This is a genomic window from Luteibacter jiangsuensis, assembly GCF_011742555.1.
In the GTDB taxonomy this organism is placed as follows: Bacteria; Pseudomonadota; Gammaproteobacteria; order Xanthomonadales; family Rhodanobacteraceae; genus Luteibacter; species Luteibacter jiangsuensis.
The window spans coordinates 452882-474322 of the sequence record NZ_JAAQQR010000002.1 but is presented as its reverse complement, the minus strand read 5'-3'; the positions used below and the strand labels follow the sequence as shown (position 1 = coordinate 474322).

Genomic DNA, 21441 nt, shown 5'->3' with positions numbered 1-21441 from the left:
GGGAATCGAAGTCGCGAAGGGCAGCTGCAAGGATGGCGTGGAAGTCTTTTGCCAACCTTTTGGCGGGCTATCGTGCCGCTACCAGGAATCGTCGTCGTCCAATCCGCCGCCGGAGCCGGAGTCGTCCCATGAATCGTCGTTATTACCCATGTCGATCGGCTCGTCGCGCAGATCCTCATACGCCTGCGCGGAGGGATCGCGGTCCTCGCGGATGACGGTGCCGCCGTCGCGGAACCCGTCCTCATCGTGACGCCCGCGCAGCGCCTCGTCGAGCAGCATGCCGGCGGCGACGCCGCCAAGGCCCGCCGCCACCGCCGTTCCCACGCCAGAATGGGGTTGCGGCGGCGTGCCGTAGGTCGCTCCCGGATACGAACCGTAGGGAGGCATGCCCTCGGGCGGCGGCACGGGCGCGTAGCCCACCGGAGGCACTTCGGCGCGCCGGCGGCGCATCCAAAGGAAAACGAGCAAAGCGATGCCCGCGCCGATGGCGAGGATGTTCAGCAGATGCGAGCCGCCGGAACGACCGCGTTCCGGCGCCTGCCCGCCCCCGTCCAACCCCGATGTTGCGGCTCGCAGGCCGGAAGAGGGCGCGAGCGCCGCATCCAGCTTGCGCCGGAAGGCCTGGAACTTCGCCGGATCGGTGAAGTGCGTCCCCGGATCGAGCGTGGCCGCTTTCGCAGCCTCCGACTTCGCATCGCCGATATTGCCCTCATGGGCAAGCACCTCCGCCAGTACGTAGTGCGCCTTGGCGCTTTGCGGATGCTCGGCGACGGCCTGGCGCAGCATCGCTTCCGCGCCGGAATAATCGCCCCGGGCGATCAGCGCCTGCACGTCCTTCGGCGAGTCCGCCGCGTGGATCGACGGCGCGAGCAGCAGCAGTGCGAGAAGGAGGCTCCGGCTTTGCATCATGTTCCTCGGCATCGGGAGTGGTCGCCTCCGGAGTCTAATCCCCTCGATTTTCGGCCAGCTTTCTTCGCATCGGTTATGTTCTTCATCGCTCGATCCGCTCCCCCACCTGGAAACCCGCGATGCCCTCCCACACGGAAGCGACCCTTTTCGCGCACATCGACCGGCTGCTGGCCGACGCGTTCGCCGCCTGTGGGCTGGATACCGACGGCGTGCGCGCGGTGCCGGCGCAGCGTCCGGACCTTGGCGATCTGCAATGCAACGCCGTCATGGCGCTGGCCGGGCGGCTGCGACGTGCGCCGAGGCAGCTGGCCGACGAGATCGTTGCCCGACTCGCGCCGCTGGAGGATTTCACCGAGGTGAGCGTGGCCGGACCCGGCTTCATCAACCTTCGCCTTTCCAACCATGTGCTGTCCACATTCGCCGCCGCGCAGGCATCCGCGCCGCATGCCGGCATCCAACAGCAGTCGGCCGAGACGATCGTCATCGACTTCGGTGGCCCTAACGTCGCCAAGCCCTTGCATGTCGGCCATCTTCGCTCGCTCGTGCTGGGCGAAAGCCTGCGTCGCATCCTCACGGCGCAAGGCCACCACGTCATCGGCGACGTGCACCTCGGCGACTGGGGCCTGCAGATGGGCATGCTGATTTCCGAGGCGCTGGTGCTCTGGCCCGACATGGCCGAAGACGGCCCGTGGCGAGCGAACCCGCCCTTCGACATGCAGACCTTACAGGATCTGTATCCCCGCGTGGCGGCGGCCTGCAAGGCCGACCCGGCCCGCATGGCGCTGGCGCGCGCGGCCACGGCAGAACTGCAGGCGGGCAGCGCGCGACACATGCGCATATGGGAAGTCGTCAGGCGCGTGTCGCTGGATGCTCAGGCGCGCGACTTCGCCACGCTGGACGCGCACTTCGACGAACTGCTCGGCGAAAGCCACGTGCAGCCCCTGATCCCCGGCATGATCGCCGACCTCGTCGCGCGGGGCGTGGCCGTGCGGAGCGACGGTGCGCTCGTCATCGAAGTGGCCCGTGACGACGACGAATCGCCCATGCCGCCGCTGCTCCTCGAGAAATCGGACGGCGCCGCCCTGTATGCGACGACCGACCTCGCAACGATTCTCGATCGACGCCAGCGGCACCATCCCTCGCGCATCGTGTACGTGGTCGACCAGCGCCAGTCGCTGCACTTTGCCCAGGTGTTCCGTGCGGCCCAGGCGGCCGGGTTCACCGAAGGCATCACGCTCGTGCATGTCGGCTTCGGCACCGTGAACGGCGTCGACGGCAAGCCGTACAAGACGCGCGACGGCGGCGTGGCCCAGCTGCGCGACCTTCTGGCGGATGCGATCGACAAGGCGCGCGTACGGCAGAACGGCGATGCCTTCCCCGAAGACGAGGCCGCCGCCCTCGCCGCCGCCATCGGCATCGCCGCCGTGAAGTTCGCCGACCTGTCCACCTACCGCACGTCCGGCTACGTATTCGATGCCGAACGCATGGTGTCGTTCGAGGGTCGCACCGGTCCCTATGTGCAATACGCCTGCGTGCGCATCGCCTCCATCCTGGAAAAGGCCAGGCGAGACGGCGTCGTCGCGGGTGCCATCGACGTGCGCGAGCGGACAGAACGCGAACTCGTGCTGCTGTGCGCACGCTTTCCCGACGTGGTTGCGTCGTCGGCCTCGCGATATGCACCGAACGAGATCGCCGACTTCGCCTATGAGCTCGCCCAGGCGTTCAGCCGTTTCTACGCGGAATGCCCCGTACTGGCTGCTTCCAACGCCGACGAGCGTGGCTCCCGTCTGGCCCTGTCTTCGCTGACCCTGGGTGTTCTTGGCAAGGCCCTCGATCTGCTGGGGATTCGGGTGCCTGAGCGGATGTAGGGCCGGTTAGAATGACCGCTATTCAAAACGGAGCGTGGCTTTGAACCAGCAGACGTCGTATCCCATCGGTATCCCCGGTACGCCTTGGGGCCCCGCCGAGATCGCCATGTGGCGTTCGCGCCAGACGAAACACCGCGACTTCCGCGACGACGTCCTGAGCGCGATAGACGCATTGCGCGATCGGTTCGACGTGTCGGAATACGGCTCGCTCGATTACGACGGCGAGCGGTTTCCCCTGCTGGCCGTGCGCAGTCGCGGCTGGCAAGACGGTCTTCCGGTGATGCTGGTGACGGGCGGCGTCCATGGTTACGAAACCAGTGGTGTGCACGGGGCTTTGCAGTTTGTGCGCGAGCATGGCAACGACCATGCGGGGCAGGCGAACCTCTTGGTGGTGCCCTGCGTGAGCCCCTGGGCCTACGAGCGCATCCATCGCTGGAATCCGGATGCGATCGACCCTAACCGGAATTTCCGCGAAGGCAGCCCCTCGGGCGAGGCGGCCGCTCTCGTGGCCTTGCTCGCGCCGTTGCGTGGACGCGTGCTGATGCACATCGACCTGCACGAAACCACCGACTCCGACGAATCCGAGTTCCGTCCCGCGCTGGCGGCGCGCGACGGCAAGGCGTACGAGCCGGGTGAGATTCCGGATGGCTTCTACCTCGTGGACGACACCGCCAACCCGCAGCCCGAATTCCAGCAGGCGATCATCGACGCGGTGGCGAAGGTGACGCATATCGCCCCCGCCGACGCGAACGGCGAGATCATCGGTTCGCCGATGGTGGCTCCCGGCGTCATCGAATATGCGTTGAAGGAACTGGGCCTCTGCGCCGGCATCACCGGCGCACGCTACACGACCACGACCGAGGTCTACCCGGACAGCCCGCGCGCCACGCCGCAGCAGTGCAACGACGCGCAGGTGGCGGCGGTGCGTGCCGCCATCGCCTACGCGCTGGCGCACCCGGCCGGCTGAGGCGTCTCGCTCGCGGCGATCTCGTCGAGGAAATGGCCCACCGACACATCGTCGCCACTTGCGTAGTAGCCAGGCGACCAGTTGTGCCGGCGGACGGCGTCCACTTGCCGCACGGTCTCGAATGCCAGCGTGTGCGGAAAGAAGTTCAGCGCATTCATGGAAAGGGCGACATACATGGGCATGCCTCGGTGCACGAATCCGTGCGGAAACGGATGGGCGAGCCGGGTCTCGCATTCTCGCCGGTGGCACAAGGCCTTGCGAAGGCGAGGGTGAATCGATGGGCCGGTCGTGCGCAGGGCGCTGCCCCCTGCGCATGGCACGAGAGTGCTCTCCGTCGCATTAAGCACGAGTAATGGAATTGCCTTCGGAGGCCTTTTTTTGCGGTATTTCTCGCATGACTGATGGCACATGATGGTTGCCTGCGTAACCGATTTACGCGATGCGCAGCGAAACGGCGGTCCGGCGGCCCACTGGCCGGTGCCTTGAACCATGCCGGGCCCGGTGAGATTGCAGGCACTTGACCGATCCGGTCGGCGGGAAGCTAGGATCGGCGATCCCATGCATGGCGCCCGTCCCGATGAGGCTTCGCAGGTACATCCTGTTCTTCGCGTTGGTCTTCGCCAGCCCCGCCGTCCTCGCGGCCTCGGAAGCTGGCGATGCGATGCGCTGGAAGCGCGAGGCCGCCGCGGTAACGATAGTCCGCGACGACTGGGGCATAGCGCATGTGCACGGCAAGCGCGATGCGGATGCCGTGTTCGGCATGGCCTATGCGCAAGCCGAAGACGATTTCAATCGCGTCGAGACGAACTACCTCACGTCGCTCGGCTGGCTGGCGCAGGCGGAAGGGGAGTCTGCGCTGTGGACGGACCTGCGCCAGCGTCTGTTCGTCGACGAGGCCCAGCTGAAGGCGATGTACGGCCGCGTGCCGCCGTGGCTGAAGAGCCTGATGGATGCATGGGCAGACGGTCTCAACTATTTCCTCGCCACCCATCCCGATGTGCACCCCCGTGTCATCCGGCGTTTCGAGCCCTGGATGGCGTTGAGCTTCAGCGAGGGCAGCATCGGCGGGGACATCGAGCGCGTAAAGCCGTCCTGGCTGCAGGCGTTCTACGGCAAGGACCCGGCCGGGGCGCTTGCGCAGTTCGAGCCGCCTTCCAGTTGGGCGGAGCCCACCGGCTCCAATGGCATCGCGATCGCGCCGAAACTCACGGCCGACGGCCACGCGTTGCTGTTGATCAATCCGCACACCTCGTTCTTCTTCCGCTCCGAACTGCAGATGTCCAGCGACGAGGGGTTGGATGCGTACGGCGCCGTCACCTGGGGGCAGTTCTTCATCTACCAGGGCTTCAACAGGCACCTTGGCTGGATGCATACCTCCACCGGCGCGGATGTCGTGGACGAGTTCGCCGAGACGATCGAGCGGCAGGGCGGCAGGCTCTTCTATCGGTACGGGAACGACCTTCGGCCGGTGATCGTGCGCGAAATCGTCGTGCCGGTACGGAAGGACGACGGTACCCTCGGCGAACGGCGTTTCACCACCTATGCCACGCACCACGGCCCGATCGTCCGCGCGGACGGCAACCGCTGGATTGCCGAGGCATTGATGAACAAGCCGTTGGAGGCCTTGCAGCAGAGCTGGCTGCGCACGAAGGCGAACGATGTCGCGGCCTACATGAAGGTCGCCGAGCTCAAGGCCAACTCGTCCAATAACACCATCTACGCAGACGACAAGGGCAACATCGCCTATCTGCATCCGCAGTTCATTCCCAAGCGCGACGACCGCTTCGATTACACGAAGCCGGTGGACGGCAGCGATCCCGACACCGACTGGAAGGGGCTGCTGCCGCTCGACAAGGCGCCGCGGGTCGTCAACCCGCCGACCGGGTGGATATTCAACACCAACGACTGGCCGTATTCGGCCGCTGGCCCCGACAGCCCGCGGCAGGCCGACTTTCCCCGCTACATGGATGCTGTCGGCGAAAACCCGCGCGGCCTGCACGCCACGCGCGTGCTCACCGGCCGGAGCGGTTTCACACTGGCGTCGCTCATCGACGCCGCGTTCGATCCTTACCTCCCGGCGTTCGCACGGCAGTTGCCGATCCTCGTCGCGGACTACGACGCACTTTCCGACGGCGATCCGCTGAAGCGGAAGCTGGCTGGTCCTGTCGCGCTCTTGCGCACCTGGGATTACCGCTGGGGCATCGCGTCCATGCCTACGTCCCTGGCGGTGTTCTGGGGCGACATTCTCTGGGACAAGGCAAGCACGCTCGACACGGCCGAAGGGCTTTCGGTCTACGATCTGATGGCCGAGAAGGCCGGTCCCGCCATGCGGCTTGCCGCCCTTTCCGAAGCTGCCGACCGCCTGGAGAAGGACTTCGGGAGCTGGGGCGTGCCATGGGGCGAGGTAAACCGCTTCCAGCGCGTGGACGGTGCCATCCGGCAGCGCTTCGACGACGCCAGGCCTAGCATCCCCGTGCCGTTCACGTCTTCGCGCTGGGGCTCGCTCGCCTCGTTCGGGGCGCACCGTTGGCCCGGGACGAAGCGTTACTACGGCACCAGCGGCAACAGCTTCGTGGCGGTGGTGGAATTCGGCGACAAGGTGCGTGCCCGCGCCGTCACGGCTGGCGGCGAGAGCGGCGACCCGGCGTCGAAACACTTCAACGACGAAGCCGAGCGCTATACGACCGGGAACCTGCGGAAGGTCTACTTCTGGCCCGAGGATCTGCACGGGCATTCCGAGCGCACGTATCACCCCGGAGAGTGATTCGTCGCGCCCGAAGGTTTCCAATCGCTTGAAGGATTCGAAGGGAGAATGGCAATGATCCGATGCGTGAAACTGTGGGGCGTGCTGGCCCTGTCGCTGCTGACATGGGTCACCGCTGCAGCCGATGCACCCGCGACCGGCACGGTGGTGCTGCTCAAGGCGGATCGTGTCTTCGATGCGCGCGACGAGCAGGCGCATGACGGGTGGGTGGTGCTCGTGCGGGGCGACAAGATTGCCGACGTCGGTCCCGCGGCCAAGGTACCCGTTCCTCCGGAGGCGCAGACGATAGAACTACCCGGTACGACACTGCTGCCCGGCCTCATCGACGCCCATTCGCACATCTTCCTGCACCCGTACAACGAAACCCTGTGGGACGACCAGGTGCTGAAGGAAACGCTGGCCTTCCGCACGGTCGAGGCCGTGAAGCACGCGCGCGACACCTTGATGGGCGGCTTCACGGCATTGCGCGACCTCGGCACCGAGGGCGCGGGGTACGCGGACGTGGATGTGCAGCAGGCCATCGAGAAGGGCCTGATCCCAGGCCCGCATCTCTTCGTCGCCACGCGAGCCACGGTCGCGGCGCACTGCTACGGGCCTGGTCCGCTCGGTTTTCGCGACGACCTCGACCTGCCCCAGGGTGGCATTCCCGTCAGCGGCACGGCGCAGATGATCGACGCCGTGCGCGACCAGGCGGCGCACGGTGCCGACTGGATCAAGATCTACGCCGACTACCATTGCGGCAAGAGCAAGGGCTCCGCGCCCACGTTCACCGAGGACGAGTTGCGGGCCGGGGTCGAGATGGCCCATTCACTGGGGCTGCCGGTGGCGGTGCATGCGAGTACAGCGGAAGGCATGCGCCGTTCGGTGCTCGCGGGCGTGGATACCGTCGAGCACGGCTACGGCGGCACGCCGGAAGTTTTTGCGCTCATGAAGAAACACGGCGTGGCCTACATGCCGACACTGGAAGCGAGCGCCGCCTACGCGGAATATTTCGGTGGATGGAAGCCGGGCCAGCCGCCGACCGAGTCGATGCGGGCCTCGGCCCAGGCGTTCAAGCGGGCGCTGGAGGCAGGGGTGACCATAGGTAACGGGAGCGACGTGGGCGTGTTCGCACACGGCAGCAACTACAAGGAACTGGAATGGATGGTGCGCGACGGCATGCGGCCGGCGCAGGCGTTGCTCGCCGCCACCGCGGTCGATGCGAAGGTGCTGCGGCAGCAGGACCGCATCGGCCAGCTGCGCAACGGCCTGGATGCCGACATCATCGCGGTCCCTGGCGACCCTACTAAAGACATCGGCACGCTGGCGCGCGTGGTCTTCGTCATGAAAGGTGGGGTGGTGTACAAGCGACCGGGCGGGGCTTGCGAAGCGCCCTAGGTGCCGACCCTCTCGCCGACCAAGGGCGGAAACCCGGTACAATCCCCTTTTACACAACAGGATGCGTGCCGATACCGACCGTTCGGTACGCCGGTGCCATCGGAGCGAGCCATGTACCCCCAGCGAGTCGACCGCGGATGATCGAAGGCACCCTGTTCGTGGTGGCTGCGCCTTCCGGTGCGGGGAAATCCACGTTGGTCAACGCGTTGCTCGAGTGCGAGCCGGACATCTCGCTCTCGATCTCCCATACCACCCGCCCGCCGCGCGTGGGCGAGGAGTACGGCCGGCACTACTTCTTCGTCGAGCGACCGGATTTCGAGCGCGAGATCGCCGACGGCATCTTCCTGGAGCATGCCGAAGTCCACGGCAATCTGTACGGCACCTCGCGCACGGTCGTCGAGGGTACCCTTGCCTCGGGCCGCGACGTACTGCTCGAAATCGACTGGCAGGGGGCGCGCCAGGTGCGCAGCGGCAAGCCCGACTGCGTCAGCGTGTTCATCCTGCCGCCGTCGCGGGTGGAACTGGAGCGCCGTCTGCGCGGCCGCGCCTCCGACAGCCCGGAGGTGATCGAGCGCCGGCTGTTCAATTCGCGCGAGGAAATCGCCCACGCGCACGAGTTCGACTACATCATCGTGAACGACCGCTTCGAGGACGCCCTGGGCGACCTCCGGTCCATCGTGCGCGCGGTGCGTCAACGCACGCCGCTGGCGGCGCGCCGGCACGAATCGCTGATCGAGGAGCTGATCGCCCCATGACCGACGACGCCATCGTCCGCATACGCGGACTCACCACGGTCCTTAACGGCAAGACCATCTTCGACAGCCTGGATCTCGATATCCCGCGGGGCAAGGTCACGGCCATCATGGGCCCCAGCGGCACCGGCAAGACCACCCTGCTGAAGCACATCACCGGGCAGATGCGCGGCGATGCCGGCAGCGTGGAACTGGACGGCCTGAATGTGCCGGAGCTGTCGCGCGAAAAATTGTTCGAATTGCGCGAGCGGATCGGCTACCTCTTCCAGAACTCCGCGCTGCTCACCGACTTCGACGTGTTCGAGAACGTGGCCTTTCCCCTGCGTCAGCATACGAAGCTGCCGGAGGAACTGATCCGCAACATCGTGCTCAACAAGTTGCAGGCCGTGGGGCTGCGCGGCGCGGCGAGGCTCATGCCCACCGAGTTGTCCGGCGGCATGGCGCGGCGCGTGGCATTGGCACGGGCCATCGTCTTCGATCCCGCGCTCATCCTGTACGACGAACCTTTCGTGGGCCTCGACCCCATCGCGCTGAACCAGGTACTGCTGCTGATCCGCACGTTGAACGAGACCCTTGGCATCACCAGCGTGCTGGTGGCGCACGAACTGGCGGCCGTGCAGAAGGTGGCCGACCACGTCTACCTCATCGCGAACGGAAAGGTCGTGGCGCAGGGCGATCCCGCCACGCTGGCCAACGACGGTTCGCCGTGGACGGCGCAGTTCTTCGGGGGCGAGGCCGACGGCCCCGTGCCCTTCCAGTATCCCGCCGGCGATTACGCCAGCGCGCTCGGTTTTCCCGGAGGCAAGGCATGAGCAGCAGGAACGACAACGTCGTCGTTCGCAGCCTGGCGCAGATCGGCGCCTGCGGGCTGTTCCTGATCACCATCCTCGCGGCCATCCCGCGCAGCTTCCGGCACGGCCGCGAGACGGTGCGGCAGATCTGGTTCGTGGGCGCCATGAGCCTCACCATCGTGATGACCTGCGGCCTGTTCGTGGGCATGGTGCTGGGCCTGCAGCTCTACGACGTGCTGTCCATCTTCGGTGGCACCTCGGCCACCGGCACCGTCGTGGCCATCGCCATCTACCGCGAGCTCGGTCCGGTCGTCACGGCGCTGCTGTTCGCGGGCCGCGCGGGCACGTCCGTTACCGCCGAGATCGGCCTCATGCGTGCCACCGACCAGCTCGACGCCATGGAAATGATGGCCGTCGATCCCATCGCCTACGTGGCCGCGCCGCGATTCCTTGCGGGTGTCGTGGCGTTGCCCTTGCTCGGCCTGGTGTTCTGCGCCATGGGTGTGTTCGGTGGCCATCTTGTCGGCGTCACGTGGCTCGGCATCGACAACGGCACCTTCTGGTCGAACATGACCGCCACCGTCGATATCCACAAGGACATCGTCAACGGCGTGCTGCTCAAATCCTTCGCCTTCGGCATCGTGGTCTCCCTGATCGCGGTGTTCCAGGGCTACACCACACCGCCCACCAGCGAAGGCGTCGCCTATGCGACGACGCGCACGGTGGTCGCTTCGTCCATCGCCATCCTGGCGCTGGACTTCGTCCTCACCTCGTTCCTGATCTGAGGTCCCGGAGACCCGCCATGACCACCCATTCCCCCATCGCCCATCCGAGGATCGTGCCGTGACCCAGAGACGTTCCTATGCCGTCGGCACCGGCCTGTTCATCGTGCTCGGCTTCGCCGCCCTGGCGTACCTCGCCACCCAGACCACCTCGGTGGCGAACACCAGCCGTGGCGACACGTACACCATCGACACGCGCTTCGCCAACGTCGGGCAGCTGAAGGTTCGCGCGCCGGTGAAGGTCGCCGGCGTGCGCGTCGGTTCCGTGCAGGCGATCGACCTGGTGCCGGGCAAGGAGGAGGCGAAAGTCACCCTCGCCATCGACGAGAGCCACAAGGACATCCCCCAGGATTCCGTGGCCACGATCTACACCAGCGGCCTGTTGGGCGACCAGTACGTGGGCATCCAGTTCGGGCAGTCGAAGACGCCGGTGAAGGAGGGGGGCGAAATCGGCCTGACCCGTCCTGCCCAGCAGCTGGAAGAGATGCTCGGCAAGTTCTTCGGCGGCGGAAGCGCGCCGGACCACCTGGGCGGCACCTTCCACGTGACCGGCAGCTTCACCAACATCGGCGGCCTCCAGCCGGGCGCCGCGGTCAAGATGGCCGGCGTGCCCATCGGCAGCGTGGAATCGGTGGTGGTCAAGCCCGGCGCGGTGGAAGCGACGGTCACCCTTGCGATCGACAAGCGCTACTCCCAGATACCTGATGACTCCTCGGCCGCGGTGTTCACAAGCGGTTTGATCGGCAGCCAGTATGTTGCGATCCAGCCCGGCGGGTCGCCGGAATACCTGGCGGACGGCGACAGCTTCGTGCTTACCCAGTCCGCGCTCCAACTGGAAGACCTGATCGGCAAGTTCCTGGTGAACGGATCGCCGAGCGAGAACAAGCCCGGCGCCCAGGGCGCCGCTACAGACAACGCCGGCAAGAAGTAAGGCCGGCCCAGGAGACACCCCATGTTGCGTCAGCTTTCCCTAGCCATTGCCCTCGCCGTCACCGCGGCCGCGGCCTTGCCCGCCGTCGCCCAGGACGCCGCTCCGGCCGCCACGGCCGCCAACCAGTCCCCGCAGCAGATCGTCACCACCATTTCCGACGACCTGGCCAAGGCGATCGAAGGGCACCAGGCCGAGCTGAAGAACGACAAGGAAAAGCTCATCGCCGTCATCGATGACACCTTCCTGCCGCACTTCGACATCGACTACGCGTCGATCCTCGTCCTGGGCCAGAACGCCGCCAAGGCCTCGCCCGAACAGCGAGAGCGCTTCGCCAAGGCGTTCTACAACTCGATCACCCACCGCTATGCGGAAGGCCTGCTCAACTACACGCGCGGCCGTGTGAAGGTGCTGCCGTTCAACGGCGACCTCAACAAGAAGCGCACCGTGGTCCGCACGCAGGTGATGCTCGACGACGGCAAGTCGGTTTCCGTGGACTACGCGTTCCGTCAGTCCAAGAGCGGCGACTGGAAGGCGTACGACGTGATCATCGAGGGCATCTCGTACATCACGAACTACCGCAACCAGGTCGATGCCGAGATCAAGAAGGAAGGCCTCGATCAACTCATCGTCGATCTGGAGCAGAAGGGTTCGGCCGCCATCGATCAGCTGAAGCAGGACGGCGGCGGCAGCGCCGGACAGCGCGGTGGCGCCGGGCAGTGAAGCCTTCCAACTTCCAGTTGAGCCATCCGGCGCCGGATACCCTTGCGGTATCCGGCGCCCTCACGTTTGCCACTGCGGCCGATGTGCTCGACACGGCACGCGCCGAACTGGACCGCGGCACGCAGGCGTCCCTCGACCTTTCCGGCGTGAGCCAGGCCGACAGCGCAGGGCTCGCCACGGTGCTGGCCCTCCTGGCCCATGCACGCGGCAAGGGCAGGGCCATCGCGGTGACGCGCGCTCCTGCCGGCCTGCTGGCGCTTGCTCGCGTGTCCGGCGTCGAATCCCTGCTCGGCACGGCCTGACGCCTGCTTTTGTGGGAGCCGGCTATGCCGGCGATCCCGCGGTAGCGGGCACTCCCGCAGGTACGTATCGCCGCTGAAGCGGCTCCCACAGGGGAGCATGTAGCATTAAAAAAGGGCGCCACTCCTCGGAGGGCGCCCTTTTTTGATCTCGGCCTTTCCTGGCTTCAATCCGGCTGTTCGCCGTTCTTCCGTTCCCAGTTGTGCTGTTCTTCCAGCAGCTTGTCGGGGTCGAAATCCTGGTTGTCGTTCAGGCCCTGCATCTGCTCGATGGCTTCCGGCGGCGGGTTGCCGTAGTAGTTCTTGTAGAGCCGCTGCTGGCGGTAGGCGTCGCGCATGAACACGTACGGGTCGTAGGCCGACGCGAGGAAGCTCTCGGCGTCGATGCCGCGCGAGCGCAGCGTCACGAGGTAGAGCACCTGCGGTACGTACTGCTGGCCGTACTTGAAGTCGTGGTTGCGCGAGTAATAGCTGATCGGGTCGAAGAAGTAGCTGTCGACGGGGAGGCGCCAGACGTCGCGCACGGTCGTGGGCCCGACGAAGGGCAGCATCAGGAAGTCGCCCTCGGGCACACCCCAGCGGGCCAGGGTAACGCCGAAATCGTTCTCTTCCAGCGGCAGGCCCAGCAGGCTTGCCGGGTCCTTGAAGCCAAGGAAGCCGATGGTGAGGTTGACCACGAACCGGCTGGTGGACTGCAGGGCCTGCTTCGGCCGGGCCTGGAGCAGGTCGTTGGCCACGGTGATCGGCAGGCGGATGTTCGTGTAGAAATCGCTGATGGCCGTGCGGACAGGCGGGTTGGTGACCTTCCGGTAGCCGACGGCCACAGGGCGGATCACGGCCTTGTCCAGCTTGTCGTTGAACGCGTAGACCTTGCGGTTGAACTTCTCGTTCGGGTCGTCGGTGCGAGGCGGCGCCACGTGGCAGGCCGCCAGGAGGGCAACGAGCAGGACGCCGAGGGCGTTGCGTACCATCCGGGACAGGATTTTGGGGTGCATTGAAGCGGCTTTGGGGGTGGGGCGGTTCTTTATTGTACCGCGCGGTATTATTATTTGCACCACTGCCGTCCGTCCTGGTCAGAACCGCGCATCATACCCCTCCCCCGATTGCCAGCCAACGGCTGGGGCCGGTACACTGCACAGTCAGAAGTGTCTTTGATGTCAAGGATTTGAAATGGCCCGTATTACCGTCGAAGACTGCCTCGAGGTAGTCGACAACCGCTTCGAGCTCGTGCTCATGGCGACGAAGCGCGCCCGCCAGCTCTCCAAGGGCGCGGAGCCGACCCTCGATCCAAGCAACGACAAGCCGACCGTGCTCGCGTTGCGTGAAATCGCCGATCGCCGCGTCAATGACGAGATGATCGACGAGATCGACCGCGCCGCGCGTGAGCGTGCCGAGCGCGAAGCCCTCGAGTGGGCCGCCACGGAAGTGGACGACGACCTCTCGAAGGGTGGAGATGACTGATGACGCCGGGTCGCTGTCGGCCCTGCATTCATCAGCATCCTGCGCTCGCTGACGCGCGGCTCCTGAGGCCGCGCACGGGAGGCCCCGTCGACTGAAGACGGAAGGTTCTCCCATGAACGTCATTCCTGCGAAAAAATTGACCGACGTGGTCGATGACCAACCGGTGCCTCCTTATGTGCAGGCGCTGGAAGAACGCGTGGGCGCGTACCTGCCGCACGATCAGGTGATGCGCATCCGCCGCGCCTACCTCGTGGGCGCCGCGGCGCACGAAGGGCAAACGCGCAAGTCCGGCGAGCCTTACATCACGCATCCGGTGGCGGTGGCCCATGTGCTTGCCGACCTTGGCCTCGATGCCGAAACCATCATCGCGGCCATCCTGCACGACACGCTCGAAGACACCCAGCTGAGCCGCGAGGAACTCGCCGGCGCGTTCGGCGAAACCGTGGCCGAACTGGTCGACGGTGTCACCAAGCTGGACAAGATGCGTTTCTCCAGTCGCGCCGAAGCGGACGCCGAGAGCTTCCGCAAGATGCTGCTGGCGATGGCGCGCGACCTGCGCGTCATCCTCATCAAGCTCTCCGACCGCCTGCACAACATGCGCACGCTGGGTGCGAAGGACGCCCCGTCACGCCGGCGCATTGCGCGCGAGACGCTGGAAATCTACGCCCCCATCGCGCAGCGCCTGGGCATGAACAAGTTCAAGGCCGAGTTGCAGGACCTCGGCTTCAAGGCCCTCTATCCCGACCGTCACCGGATCATCGGCGAGCGCATCCGCGCGGCCCTCGGCAACCGGCGCGAGGCCATGGCGAAGATCGAGATGGCCCTGGAGGGCCGTCTTGCCGCGGAGAAAATTCCCGGCCGTGCCGTCAGCCGCATCAAGTCCGCGTGGAGCATCTATTCGAAGATGCGCAACGAGCACAAGTCGTTCGCGCAGCTGATGGACGTCTACGGCTTCCGCGTCATCACCGATTCGGCCATGCACTGCTACATGGCGCTTGGTGCCGTGCACGGTCTCTACAAGCCGGTGGACGGCCGTTTCAAGGATTTCATCGCCATTCCCAAGGGCAACGGCTACCAGTCGCTGCACACCGTGCTGCTGGGTCCGTTCGGCGCACCTATCGAGATCCAGATCCGCACGGCGGAGATGGAGTCGGTGGCGGAACGCGGCGTCGCCGCGCACTGGGCCTACAAGAGCGATTCCGGCCCCGCGAACAGCGCGCAGGCGCGCGCGCGCGAATGGCTCTCGGCGCTCGCCGACAGCCAGGCGAACACGCCGTCCGCCTCGGAATTCCTCGAGAACGTAAAGATCGATCTCTTCCCCGACGAGGTCTACCTGTTCACCCCGCGCGGCGACATCTTCTCGTTGCCGCGCAATGCCACCGCGCTCGATTTCGCTTACGCGGTGCATACCGACGTCGGCGACCACGCCGTGGCGGCGCGCGTCGACAAGAAGCTGGTGCCATTGCGCACGCGGCTCGTGTCCGGGCAGCAGGTGGAAATCATCACGGCGCCTTCCGCGGTGCCGAATCCGGCGTGGCTCGAGGCCGTTGTCACGGGCAAGGCACGTACGGCCATTCGCCAGTACCTCAAGCACCTGCAACACGAGGACGCCGTGGATTTCGGCCATCGCATGCTCGATCGCGCGCTCGACGCGCGCGGCCTGAGCCTCGATGCCGTTCCCGCCGCCGCCCTCGACCGTTTCCTCGAGGAGTCCAAGCTGAAACGGCTGGAGGAACTGCTCTCCGAGATCGCGCTCGGCAACCGTTTCGCCGACCAGGTGGCGGCGCAGCTGGTGGCGCTGCTCGGTCCGCACGAGGAACGGACGCCGGCACCGGCGGAGCATTCGGCGGAGAAGATCCGCATCAGCGGCGCCGAGCGTGGCGTGCTCAGCTTCGGCAATTGCTGCCACCCGCTGCCGGGCGACGAGATCATCGGCTTCCTTTCTTCGGGCAAGGGCATCGTGGTGCACCGCGTGGAATGTCCGAACGTGGCCGAGTTCCGCAAGACGCCGGAGCGCATCGTCGCCATCGAATGGGACCGCGACGTGTCGGGCGATTACCGCGCCGAACTCCGCATCGAGGTGCTCAACCGTCCGGGCGTGCTGGCGACCGTCGCCGCCGCCATCGCCGATGCCGGATCGAACATCGAGAACGTGGAGTACATCGAGCGCGACAGCACGGCTGCCACGCTGCTGTTCGCCATCGAGGTGAAGGGCCGCAAACACCTTGCCGACGTCATGCGGCGAGTGCGGCGCACCGGCGTGGTCAGCGGCGTCTATCGTCATCCGTTGTAACACTGTGGGAGCCGGCTGTGCCGGCGATCCCGCGGCAGCGGGCCAGGCCAGGGCGAGCATTCATCGCCGCTGAAGCGGCTCCCACACAATGCGTGCAGGGGCACCCAAGTTTGCAGGCGAGCTCTACTCGACTTGGGCGAGGGCTCCTACAACAGGCCGCACAACCTCGATAGACTCATGGGATAGCCCATCGAGGACAAACCATGACCCGCAGCACCATCGCCACCGACAAGGCACCATCCGCCATCGGCCCTTACTCACAGGCCGTTCGCGCCGGCAACACCGTGTACTTCTCGGGGCAGATTCCGCTCGATCCCGCCACCGGCAATCTTGTCGAGGGCGACATCACGGCGCAGACCCGCCGCGTGTTCGACAACCTGGTGGCTGTGGCCGAAGCCGCGGGCGGCAAACTCTCGGACATCGTGCGCGTGGGTATCTACGTGACCGACCTCGGTAACTTCGCCGCGGTGAACGCCGTCATGGCCGAGTATTTCCAGCAGCCCTATCCGGCGCGTTCCACCATCGAGGTATCGGGCCTTCCGAAGGGCGCGCAGGTCGAGGTCGACGCCATCCTCGTGCTGCCCTGAGGCGACAGCGATCCCCGTGGCCGCCGCTCGCTCCACGCCGACATCCGCCGTTTCGGCGGACCAGGGCCGCGCGCCGCTGACGTCCCTGGGTGGCGTGGGCCCGGCCCTCGCCGAAACCCTCGGCAGGCTGGGGCTGCGCACCGTGCAGGATCTCTGGTTCCACCTGCCGTTGCGTTACGAGGACCGTACCCGCGTCATGCCGCTTGCCGACCTGCGGCCGGGAGATCGCGCCCAGGTCGAGGGCATCGTCGACTTCGTGGAGCGCGGTTTCCGTTTTCGTCCGCAGTTGAAAGTGATCATCGGCGACGAATCCGGCGGTGTCCTGCTGCTGCGGTTCTTCCACTTCCGCAAGTCGCAGGTCGACCAGCTCGGCAAGGGCACTCGCCTTCTTTGCTTCGGCGAAGTGCGGCAGGGCCCGCAGGGCCTGGAAATGGTGCACCCGCAATACCAACGCATCGATCCCGATGAGCCCGTGGTAGTGGACGAAAGGCTCACGCCCGTCTATCCGACGACGGAGGGTCTCGGGCCCCGGCGCCTCGCCGGTGTGGTATCCCGTGCGCTTGCGCACCTGCCCGCGGACGACCGGCTCGAACTGATTCCGGGCGATCTTCCGCTTCCTTCGGGCATGACGTCGCTGCGCGATGCCTTGCTGTACGTGCATCGCCCGCCTCCGGACGTGGATCTGCGGCAATTGGGCGAAGGACACCACCCCGCGCAGAAGCGCCTGGCGTTCGAGGAACTGCTTACCCAGCACCTCACGCTGCGGCGCATGCGCGCCGCCGTGAAGAAACGGAAAGCGCCGGCGCTGAAAAGTGCAGGCACATTGCGCGAGCGCCTGCTGGCAAGCCTGCCGTTTCCCCTGACCGGCGCGCAATCGCGCGTATCGAAGGAGGTGGCGCGCGACCTTGCGCGTCCTCATCCCATGCTTCGCCTGGTGCAGGGCGACGTGGGCAGCGGCAAGACGGTGGTGGCCGCGCTGGCGGCGGTCGCCGCGGTGGAAGCAGGTTACCAGGTGGCGCTCATGGCACCGACCGAACTCCTGGCGGAGCAGCACCTGCGCAATTTCCGCGCGTGGCTCGAGCCGTTGGGTCTGACGGTCGAATGGCTGGCGGGCAAGGTGCAGGGCAGGGCGCGCAAGAACGCGCTCGCCCATGCGTCGGAAGGTACGGCGCACGTCGTCGTGGGCACGCATGCGCTCATGCAGGAAGGCGTCGCTTTCCAGCGGCTGGGTCTCGTGATCGTGGACGAGCAGCATCGCTTCGGGGTGCACCAGCGCCTCGCCCTGCGCGACAAGGGTGCCGAGGGCGATCTCATTCCGCACCAGCTCGTGCTCACCGCCACGCCCATTCCGCGCACGCTGGCGATGAGCGCCTACGCCGACCTCGACGTATCGTCCATCGACGAACTGCCGCCGGGCCGCACGCCGGTGCAGACGGTGGCGCTCTCGAACGAACGCCGCTACGACGTCATGGAGCGCATCCATGCCGCCTGTATGCAGGGTCGCCAAGTGTATTGGGTTTGCACCCTCATCGAGGAGTCGGAACAGCTCGACGCGCAGGCCGCCGAAGTGGCGCATGCGGAACTCACCGCGGCGCTGCCCGATCTTTCCGTGGGACTGATCCACGGGCGCATGAAGCCGAAGGAAAAGCAGGCGATCATGGACGCGTTCAAAGCCGGCGAACTTGCGGTCCTGGTCGCCACCACGGTGATCGAAGTCGGTGTGGACGTGCCCAATGCCAGCCTCATGGTGATCGAGAACAGCGAGCGGCTCGGTCTTGCCCAGCTGCACCAGTTGCGCGGACGCGTGGGCCGCGGTTCCGTCGCCTCCAACTGCGTGCTGCTGTACCAGACGCCGCTGTCCCGGCTGGCGAAGGAACGACTGCAGGTGATGCGGGAAACGAACGACGGCTTTCGCATCGCTGAGAAGGATCTGGAGTTGCGTGGCCCGGGTGAAGTCCTGGGCACGCGCCAGACGGGGCAATTGCAGTTCCGCATCGCCGACCTCGCACGCGATGCCCACCTGATGCCGGACGTGCAGCGCGTGGCCGAAGCGATGATGAAAGACCACCCGGACCGCTGCGAGCGCCTGATCGCCCGCTGGGTCGGCGACGCCGCCCGCTACGTGGACGCTTGAGGAAATCGCCGAGGCGTTTTCTGTGGGAGCCGCTTCAGCGGCGATGGGTGCTCGCAGTGAACTTTGCCCGCTGCCGCGGGATCGCCGGCACAGCCGGCTCCCACAAGGCTACGGAAGCCCCAGGTGTTTGCGGACTTCCGCGGCGATCGTCGCGGTTTCCCGTAGCGGCGGTTGGGCCTCCGGCGTGTCCGCGTCGACGTCGTGCAACAGCCCCGCGGCTCGCAACTCCGCGTGGAAACGCGCCAGCTTCTCGGGTAGGGGCCGGGTCGGCTTGGTGAGCACCGGGCGCCCCGTGGCGCAGGCCTCCGACAGCATGTTCACCGAGTCGGGCGTGACGACCAGGCGGTCGGCCCAGCCAAGGATGCCGGGATAGGGATTGGGGCCGTCGGCGCTTCCGGTCCAGACGACGCCGGGCACCCCGGCGAAGGCCTCACGGATGCGCGGCAGGATCGCCGCCGGCGTGCGCCGGGAAACGGCGACGAGCACCGAGCCGCCCTCCCTGGCATGCCGGGCCCGGACGGCGGCAAGGAAGGCCTCGCTTGCCTGGACGTCGAACGCCGAGCCATGCCGCGCGCCGCCGACCAGCACGCCGAGCCGCGGTTCCGGGAACAGGGCGAAGTGTGCGAACGCATCGCGCCCGTCGGCCAGCCAGGCATCGTCGATGGGATTCAGTGAGCCCAGGGGAGTGAGCACATTGTCGCCGCGCAGGCCGTCGTGCCGCGGCGCGACGACAAGGTCCCAGTGTTTCGGATCGATGCGCGGATCCAGGATCTGCACGGCGAGGCAGGCGCCGCCCGACCAGCGGCGAATGTGCCGCGTGGCCCATGCGGCCTGGCGCCCGCAACCGATGGCCAGCTTTGGCCAGGGCGGCAGCAGGGTCTCCTGGTCGCGCCCAAGGGCAAACCGCGCCCCCGGCAACGCCCGCGGCGCGAACCACGACCACGGCGGACGCAGGCCAACCACGATCTCCCGGATCGACGGCGTGAGGGCCTCCGCCAGCGCGAGCGCCTGGCGCCGGTTGCCCGCCGCACCGTCGGTCAGCACCCAACAGGAGTCGGGCGGCAACTCACCGATCGGACCGATTGTTGTCGATTTCGGCACAGTTCGTTCCCTGGTTGCCCGTCCACGAACCGCGTCGTGGCGCTTACACTGTTTCGATGCCGGTCCTCCGGCGCACCGTCACTGTACAAGGATATCCATGACTTCCCCCCTGAACGACGCCTCGCTCGACCAGCTGTTCCTCACCGCGCGCACCTACAACGCCTGGCTGCCGAAGGACGTGACCGACGAGCAGATCCGCCGGATCTACGACCTGGCGAAGTTCGGGCCCACCGCGGCCAACTCGTCGCCGATGCGCGTGGTGTTCGTGAAGTCGCAGGACGGCAAGAAGCGGCTCGAGCCCTACCTCTCGGAGGGCAACCGCGAGAAGACGATGCAGGCGCCTGTCACGGCCATCGTTGCCACGGACTTTGCCTTCTACGAGCACCTGCCGAAGCTGTTTCCGCATGCCGACGCGCGCAGCTGGTTCGCCGGCAACAACGCGCTGATCGAATCCACCGCCAACCGCAACGGTTCCCTGCAGGGCGCGTACCTGATCATGGCCGCGCGCTCGCTGGGTCTCGACTGCGGCCCGATGTCCGGTTTCGACCAGGCCGGCGTGGACGCGGAGTTCTTCGCGGGAACGCAGATCAAATCGAACTTCCTGGTGAACATCGGGTACGGTGACGCAGGCACCAACCTGTTCGCGCGTTCGCCGCGCCTGTCGTTCGACGAAGCCGCCCAGATCCTCTGACCCTTTCTTCCGCGGTGACCGCGAGGTCCCGCCACCACCCGCAACCACTCACTGCAGGAGATTCATCATGCGCGCCCTTCGCTACCTCGTCCTTGCCGGCCTTGTCGCCACCGCCGGTACCGCCGTTGCCGCGCCGGTCACCTATAAGCTCGATCCTGGCCACACGATGGTGCTGTTCAGCTGGAACCACTTCGGCTTCTCCAACCCCACGGCCAACCTGGGCCAGGTGGACGGCACGCTCGTGTACGACGAGAAGGACCCGTCCAAGGCCACCGTGGAAGCGACGCTTCCGCTGTCCGGGCTCGACTCGTTCGTGCCGAAGCTCGACGAGCACCTGAAGTCCGCGGACTTCCTCGATGCCGCCAAGTACCCGAATGTGACCTTCAAGAGCACCAAGGTGACCCCGGCGGGCAAGGGCAAGCTGAAGGTGGTGGGCGACCTCACCGTGCACGGCGTGACCAAACCGGTGACGCTCGACGTGACCCTGAACAAGATCGGTCCGCATCCGATGATGAAGGTGCAGACGGTCGGTTTCGACGCCACCACCACCCTCAAGCGTTCCGATTTCGGCGTTGGCGCGTACGTGCCCAACGTGTCGGACGAGATCAAGGTCCGCATCACCACCGAGGCCCACGACGCTTCGGCCGAAAAGAAGTAATCGTTCGCTACGGAACGACCCTGGAACCCGCGCCGGCGACGGCGCGGGTTTTCTTTTTTGCTACCATCGCTGCTCCCTGTTCGACCGCATCGCCCGGAGTTTCCCCATGCGCCCCAATCCCGCGGCCGCGCCGCTGATCCCGGCGAACGCCGAAAACCGCTACGAAGTCACTCGCGCCGACCTGCCGCTGTCCTGCCCGATGCCCGGCATGTACCTGTGGAACTCGCACCCGCGCGTGTACCTCCCCATCGAGGACGATGGCGGCACGTCCAAGTGTTCCTATTGCGGCGCCACCTACGTACTGAAAGACTGATCGGCCCCCCGGGGCATGTTTCCTGCATGCCTCGCGTACCTCC

21 protein-coding genes are annotated in these 21441 nt (G+C 66.4%); 17 read left to right on the top strand and 4 right to left on the bottom strand.

What is annotated here, in order from left to right:
* Window positions 1–78 precede the first annotated feature (78 nt).
* On the bottom strand, window positions 79–906 hold the full coding sequence (locus HBF26_RS05760) for a tetratricopeptide repeat protein (RefSeq protein ID WP_167123968.1): 828 nt from the start codon (window positions 904–906) through the stop codon (window positions 79–81).
* A 122-nt stretch (window positions 907–1028) separates the two neighbouring features.
* Here HBF26_RS05760 and argS point away from each other — a divergent pair, with 122 nt between their 5' ends.
* Window positions 1029–2777, top strand: a complete 1749-nt coding sequence (gene argS, locus HBF26_RS05755; RefSeq protein WP_167123966.1) for an arginine--tRNA ligase — start codon at window positions 1029–1031, stop codon at window positions 2775–2777.
* A gap of 40 nt (window positions 2778–2817) precedes the next feature.
* Window positions 2818–3744 (top strand): M14 family metallopeptidase, encoded by a 927-nt coding sequence (locus HBF26_RS05750; protein WP_240151222.1) that lies wholly within the window; start codon window positions 2818–2820, stop codon window positions 3742–3744.
* Here the strand turns inward: HBF26_RS05750 and HBF26_RS05745 are convergent.
* The gene (locus HBF26_RS05745) at window positions 3717–3920 is read right to left on the bottom strand and encodes a hypothetical protein (RefSeq protein ID WP_167123964.1); all 204 of its coding nucleotides are present in this window, start codon (window positions 3918–3920) and stop codon (window positions 3717–3719) included. The genes HBF26_RS05750 and HBF26_RS05745 overlap by 28 nt on opposite strands.
* Window positions 3921–4321: 401 nt before the next feature.
* Between HBF26_RS05745 and HBF26_RS05740 the strand changes: the two genes are divergently transcribed.
* The 8 genes from HBF26_RS05740 (at window position 4322) to HBF26_RS05705 (ending at window position 12163) form a co-directional block, all read left to right on the top strand.
* Entirely contained in the window at window positions 4322–6508 is a 2187-nt protein-coding gene (locus HBF26_RS05740; RefSeq protein WP_240151221.1) for a penicillin acylase family protein, read from the top strand.
* 48 nt (window positions 6509–6556) lie between these two features.
* A complete protein-coding gene (locus HBF26_RS05735; protein WP_240151220.1) occupies window positions 6557–7885 on the top strand; it encodes an amidohydrolase family protein in 1329 nt (442 codons plus the stop codon).
* Between the two features lie 137 nt (window positions 7886–8022).
* The gene (gmk, locus tag HBF26_RS05730) at window positions 8023–8640 is read left to right on the top strand and encodes a guanylate kinase (RefSeq protein WP_167123959.1); all 618 of its coding nucleotides are present in this window, start codon (window positions 8023–8025) and stop codon (window positions 8638–8640) included.
* Window positions 8637–9449, top strand: a complete 813-nt coding sequence (locus HBF26_RS05725; protein ID WP_167123957.1) for an ABC transporter ATP-binding protein — start codon at window positions 8637–8639, stop codon at window positions 9447–9449. Before gmk ends, HBF26_RS05725 begins: the two co-directional genes overlap by 4 nt.
* Window positions 9446–10213, top strand: coding sequence for a lipid asymmetry maintenance ABC transporter permease subunit MlaE (gene mlaE, locus HBF26_RS05720; RefSeq protein WP_167123955.1), 768 nt, complete (start codon window positions 9446–9448; stop codon window positions 10211–10213). Before HBF26_RS05725 ends, mlaE begins: the two co-directional genes overlap by 4 nt.
* A gap of 58 nt (window positions 10214–10271) precedes the next feature.
* Window positions 10272–11141, top strand: a complete 870-nt coding sequence (gene mlaD / locus HBF26_RS05715) for an outer membrane lipid asymmetry maintenance protein MlaD (protein ID WP_167123953.1) — start codon at window positions 10272–10274, stop codon at window positions 11139–11141.
* A 21-nt stretch (window positions 11142–11162) separates the two neighbouring features.
* A complete protein-coding gene (locus tag HBF26_RS05710; RefSeq protein WP_167123950.1) occupies window positions 11163–11861 on the top strand; it encodes an MlaC/ttg2D family ABC transporter substrate-binding protein in 699 nt (232 codons plus the stop codon).
* Window positions 11858–12163, top strand: a complete 306-nt coding sequence (locus tag HBF26_RS05705; protein ID WP_167123948.1) for an STAS domain-containing protein — start codon at window positions 11858–11860, stop codon at window positions 12161–12163. The genes HBF26_RS05710 and HBF26_RS05705 overlap by 4 nt, the downstream gene beginning before the upstream one ends.
* 164 nt (window positions 12164–12327) lie before the next feature.
* On the opposite strand, the gene HBF26_RS05700 is transcribed toward HBF26_RS05705, so the two are convergent.
* Window positions 12328–13155 carry an MlaA family lipoprotein gene (locus tag HBF26_RS05700; RefSeq protein ID WP_240151219.1) on the bottom strand — a complete coding sequence of 276 codons (828 nt, stop codon included), beginning with the start codon at window positions 13153–13155 and terminating at the stop codon, window positions 12328–12330.
* Window positions 13156–13330: 175 nt separating this feature from the next.
* Between HBF26_RS05700 and rpoZ the strand changes: the two genes are divergently transcribed.
* From rpoZ to recG, 4 genes are all read left to right on the top strand, one after another.
* Window positions 13331–13621: a DNA-directed RNA polymerase subunit omega gene (gene rpoZ / locus HBF26_RS05695; protein WP_072323734.1), complete on the top strand. Its 291-nt coding sequence runs from the start codon at window positions 13331–13333 to the stop codon at window positions 13619–13621.
* A gap of 112 nt (window positions 13622–13733) precedes the next feature.
* The gene (locus HBF26_RS05690) at window positions 13734–15914 is read left to right on the top strand and encodes a RelA/SpoT family protein (protein ID WP_167123946.1); all 2181 of its coding nucleotides are present in this window, start codon (window positions 13734–13736) and stop codon (window positions 15912–15914) included.
* 203 nt (window positions 15915–16117) lie between these two features.
* Window positions 16118–16501, top strand: coding sequence for a RidA family protein (locus HBF26_RS05685; RefSeq protein WP_072323732.1), 384 nt, complete (start codon window positions 16118–16120; stop codon window positions 16499–16501).
* Window positions 16502–16517: 16 nt separating this feature from the next.
* Window positions 16518–18635, top strand: a complete 2118-nt coding sequence (gene recG, locus HBF26_RS05680; protein WP_425482967.1) for an ATP-dependent DNA helicase RecG — start codon at window positions 16518–16520, stop codon at window positions 18633–18635.
* 108 nt (window positions 18636–18743) lie between these two features.
* On the opposite strand, the gene HBF26_RS05675 is transcribed toward recG, so the two are convergent.
* Window positions 18744–19736, bottom strand: a complete 993-nt coding sequence (locus HBF26_RS05675) for a mitochondrial fission ELM1 family protein (protein ID WP_338039635.1) — start codon at window positions 19734–19736, stop codon at window positions 18744–18746.
* A gap of 97 nt (window positions 19737–19833) precedes the next feature.
* On the opposite strand from HBF26_RS05675, the gene HBF26_RS05670 reads away from it, so the two are divergent.
* From HBF26_RS05670 to HBF26_RS05660, 3 genes are all read left to right on the top strand, one after another.
* On the top strand, window positions 19834–20427 hold the full coding sequence (locus HBF26_RS05670; protein ID WP_167123944.1) for a malonic semialdehyde reductase: 594 nt from the start codon (window positions 19834–19836) through the stop codon (window positions 20425–20427).
* A gap of 67 nt (window positions 20428–20494) precedes the next feature.
* Entirely contained in the window at window positions 20495–21085 is a 591-nt protein-coding gene (locus HBF26_RS05665) for a YceI family protein (RefSeq protein WP_167123942.1), read from the top strand.
* Window positions 21086–21191: 106 nt separating this feature from the next.
* Complete coding sequence (locus HBF26_RS05660; RefSeq protein ID WP_167031395.1) at window positions 21192–21398, top strand: zinc-finger domain-containing protein; 207 nt, start codon at window positions 21192–21194, stop codon at window positions 21396–21398.
* Window positions 21399–21441: the final 43 nt, after the last annotated feature.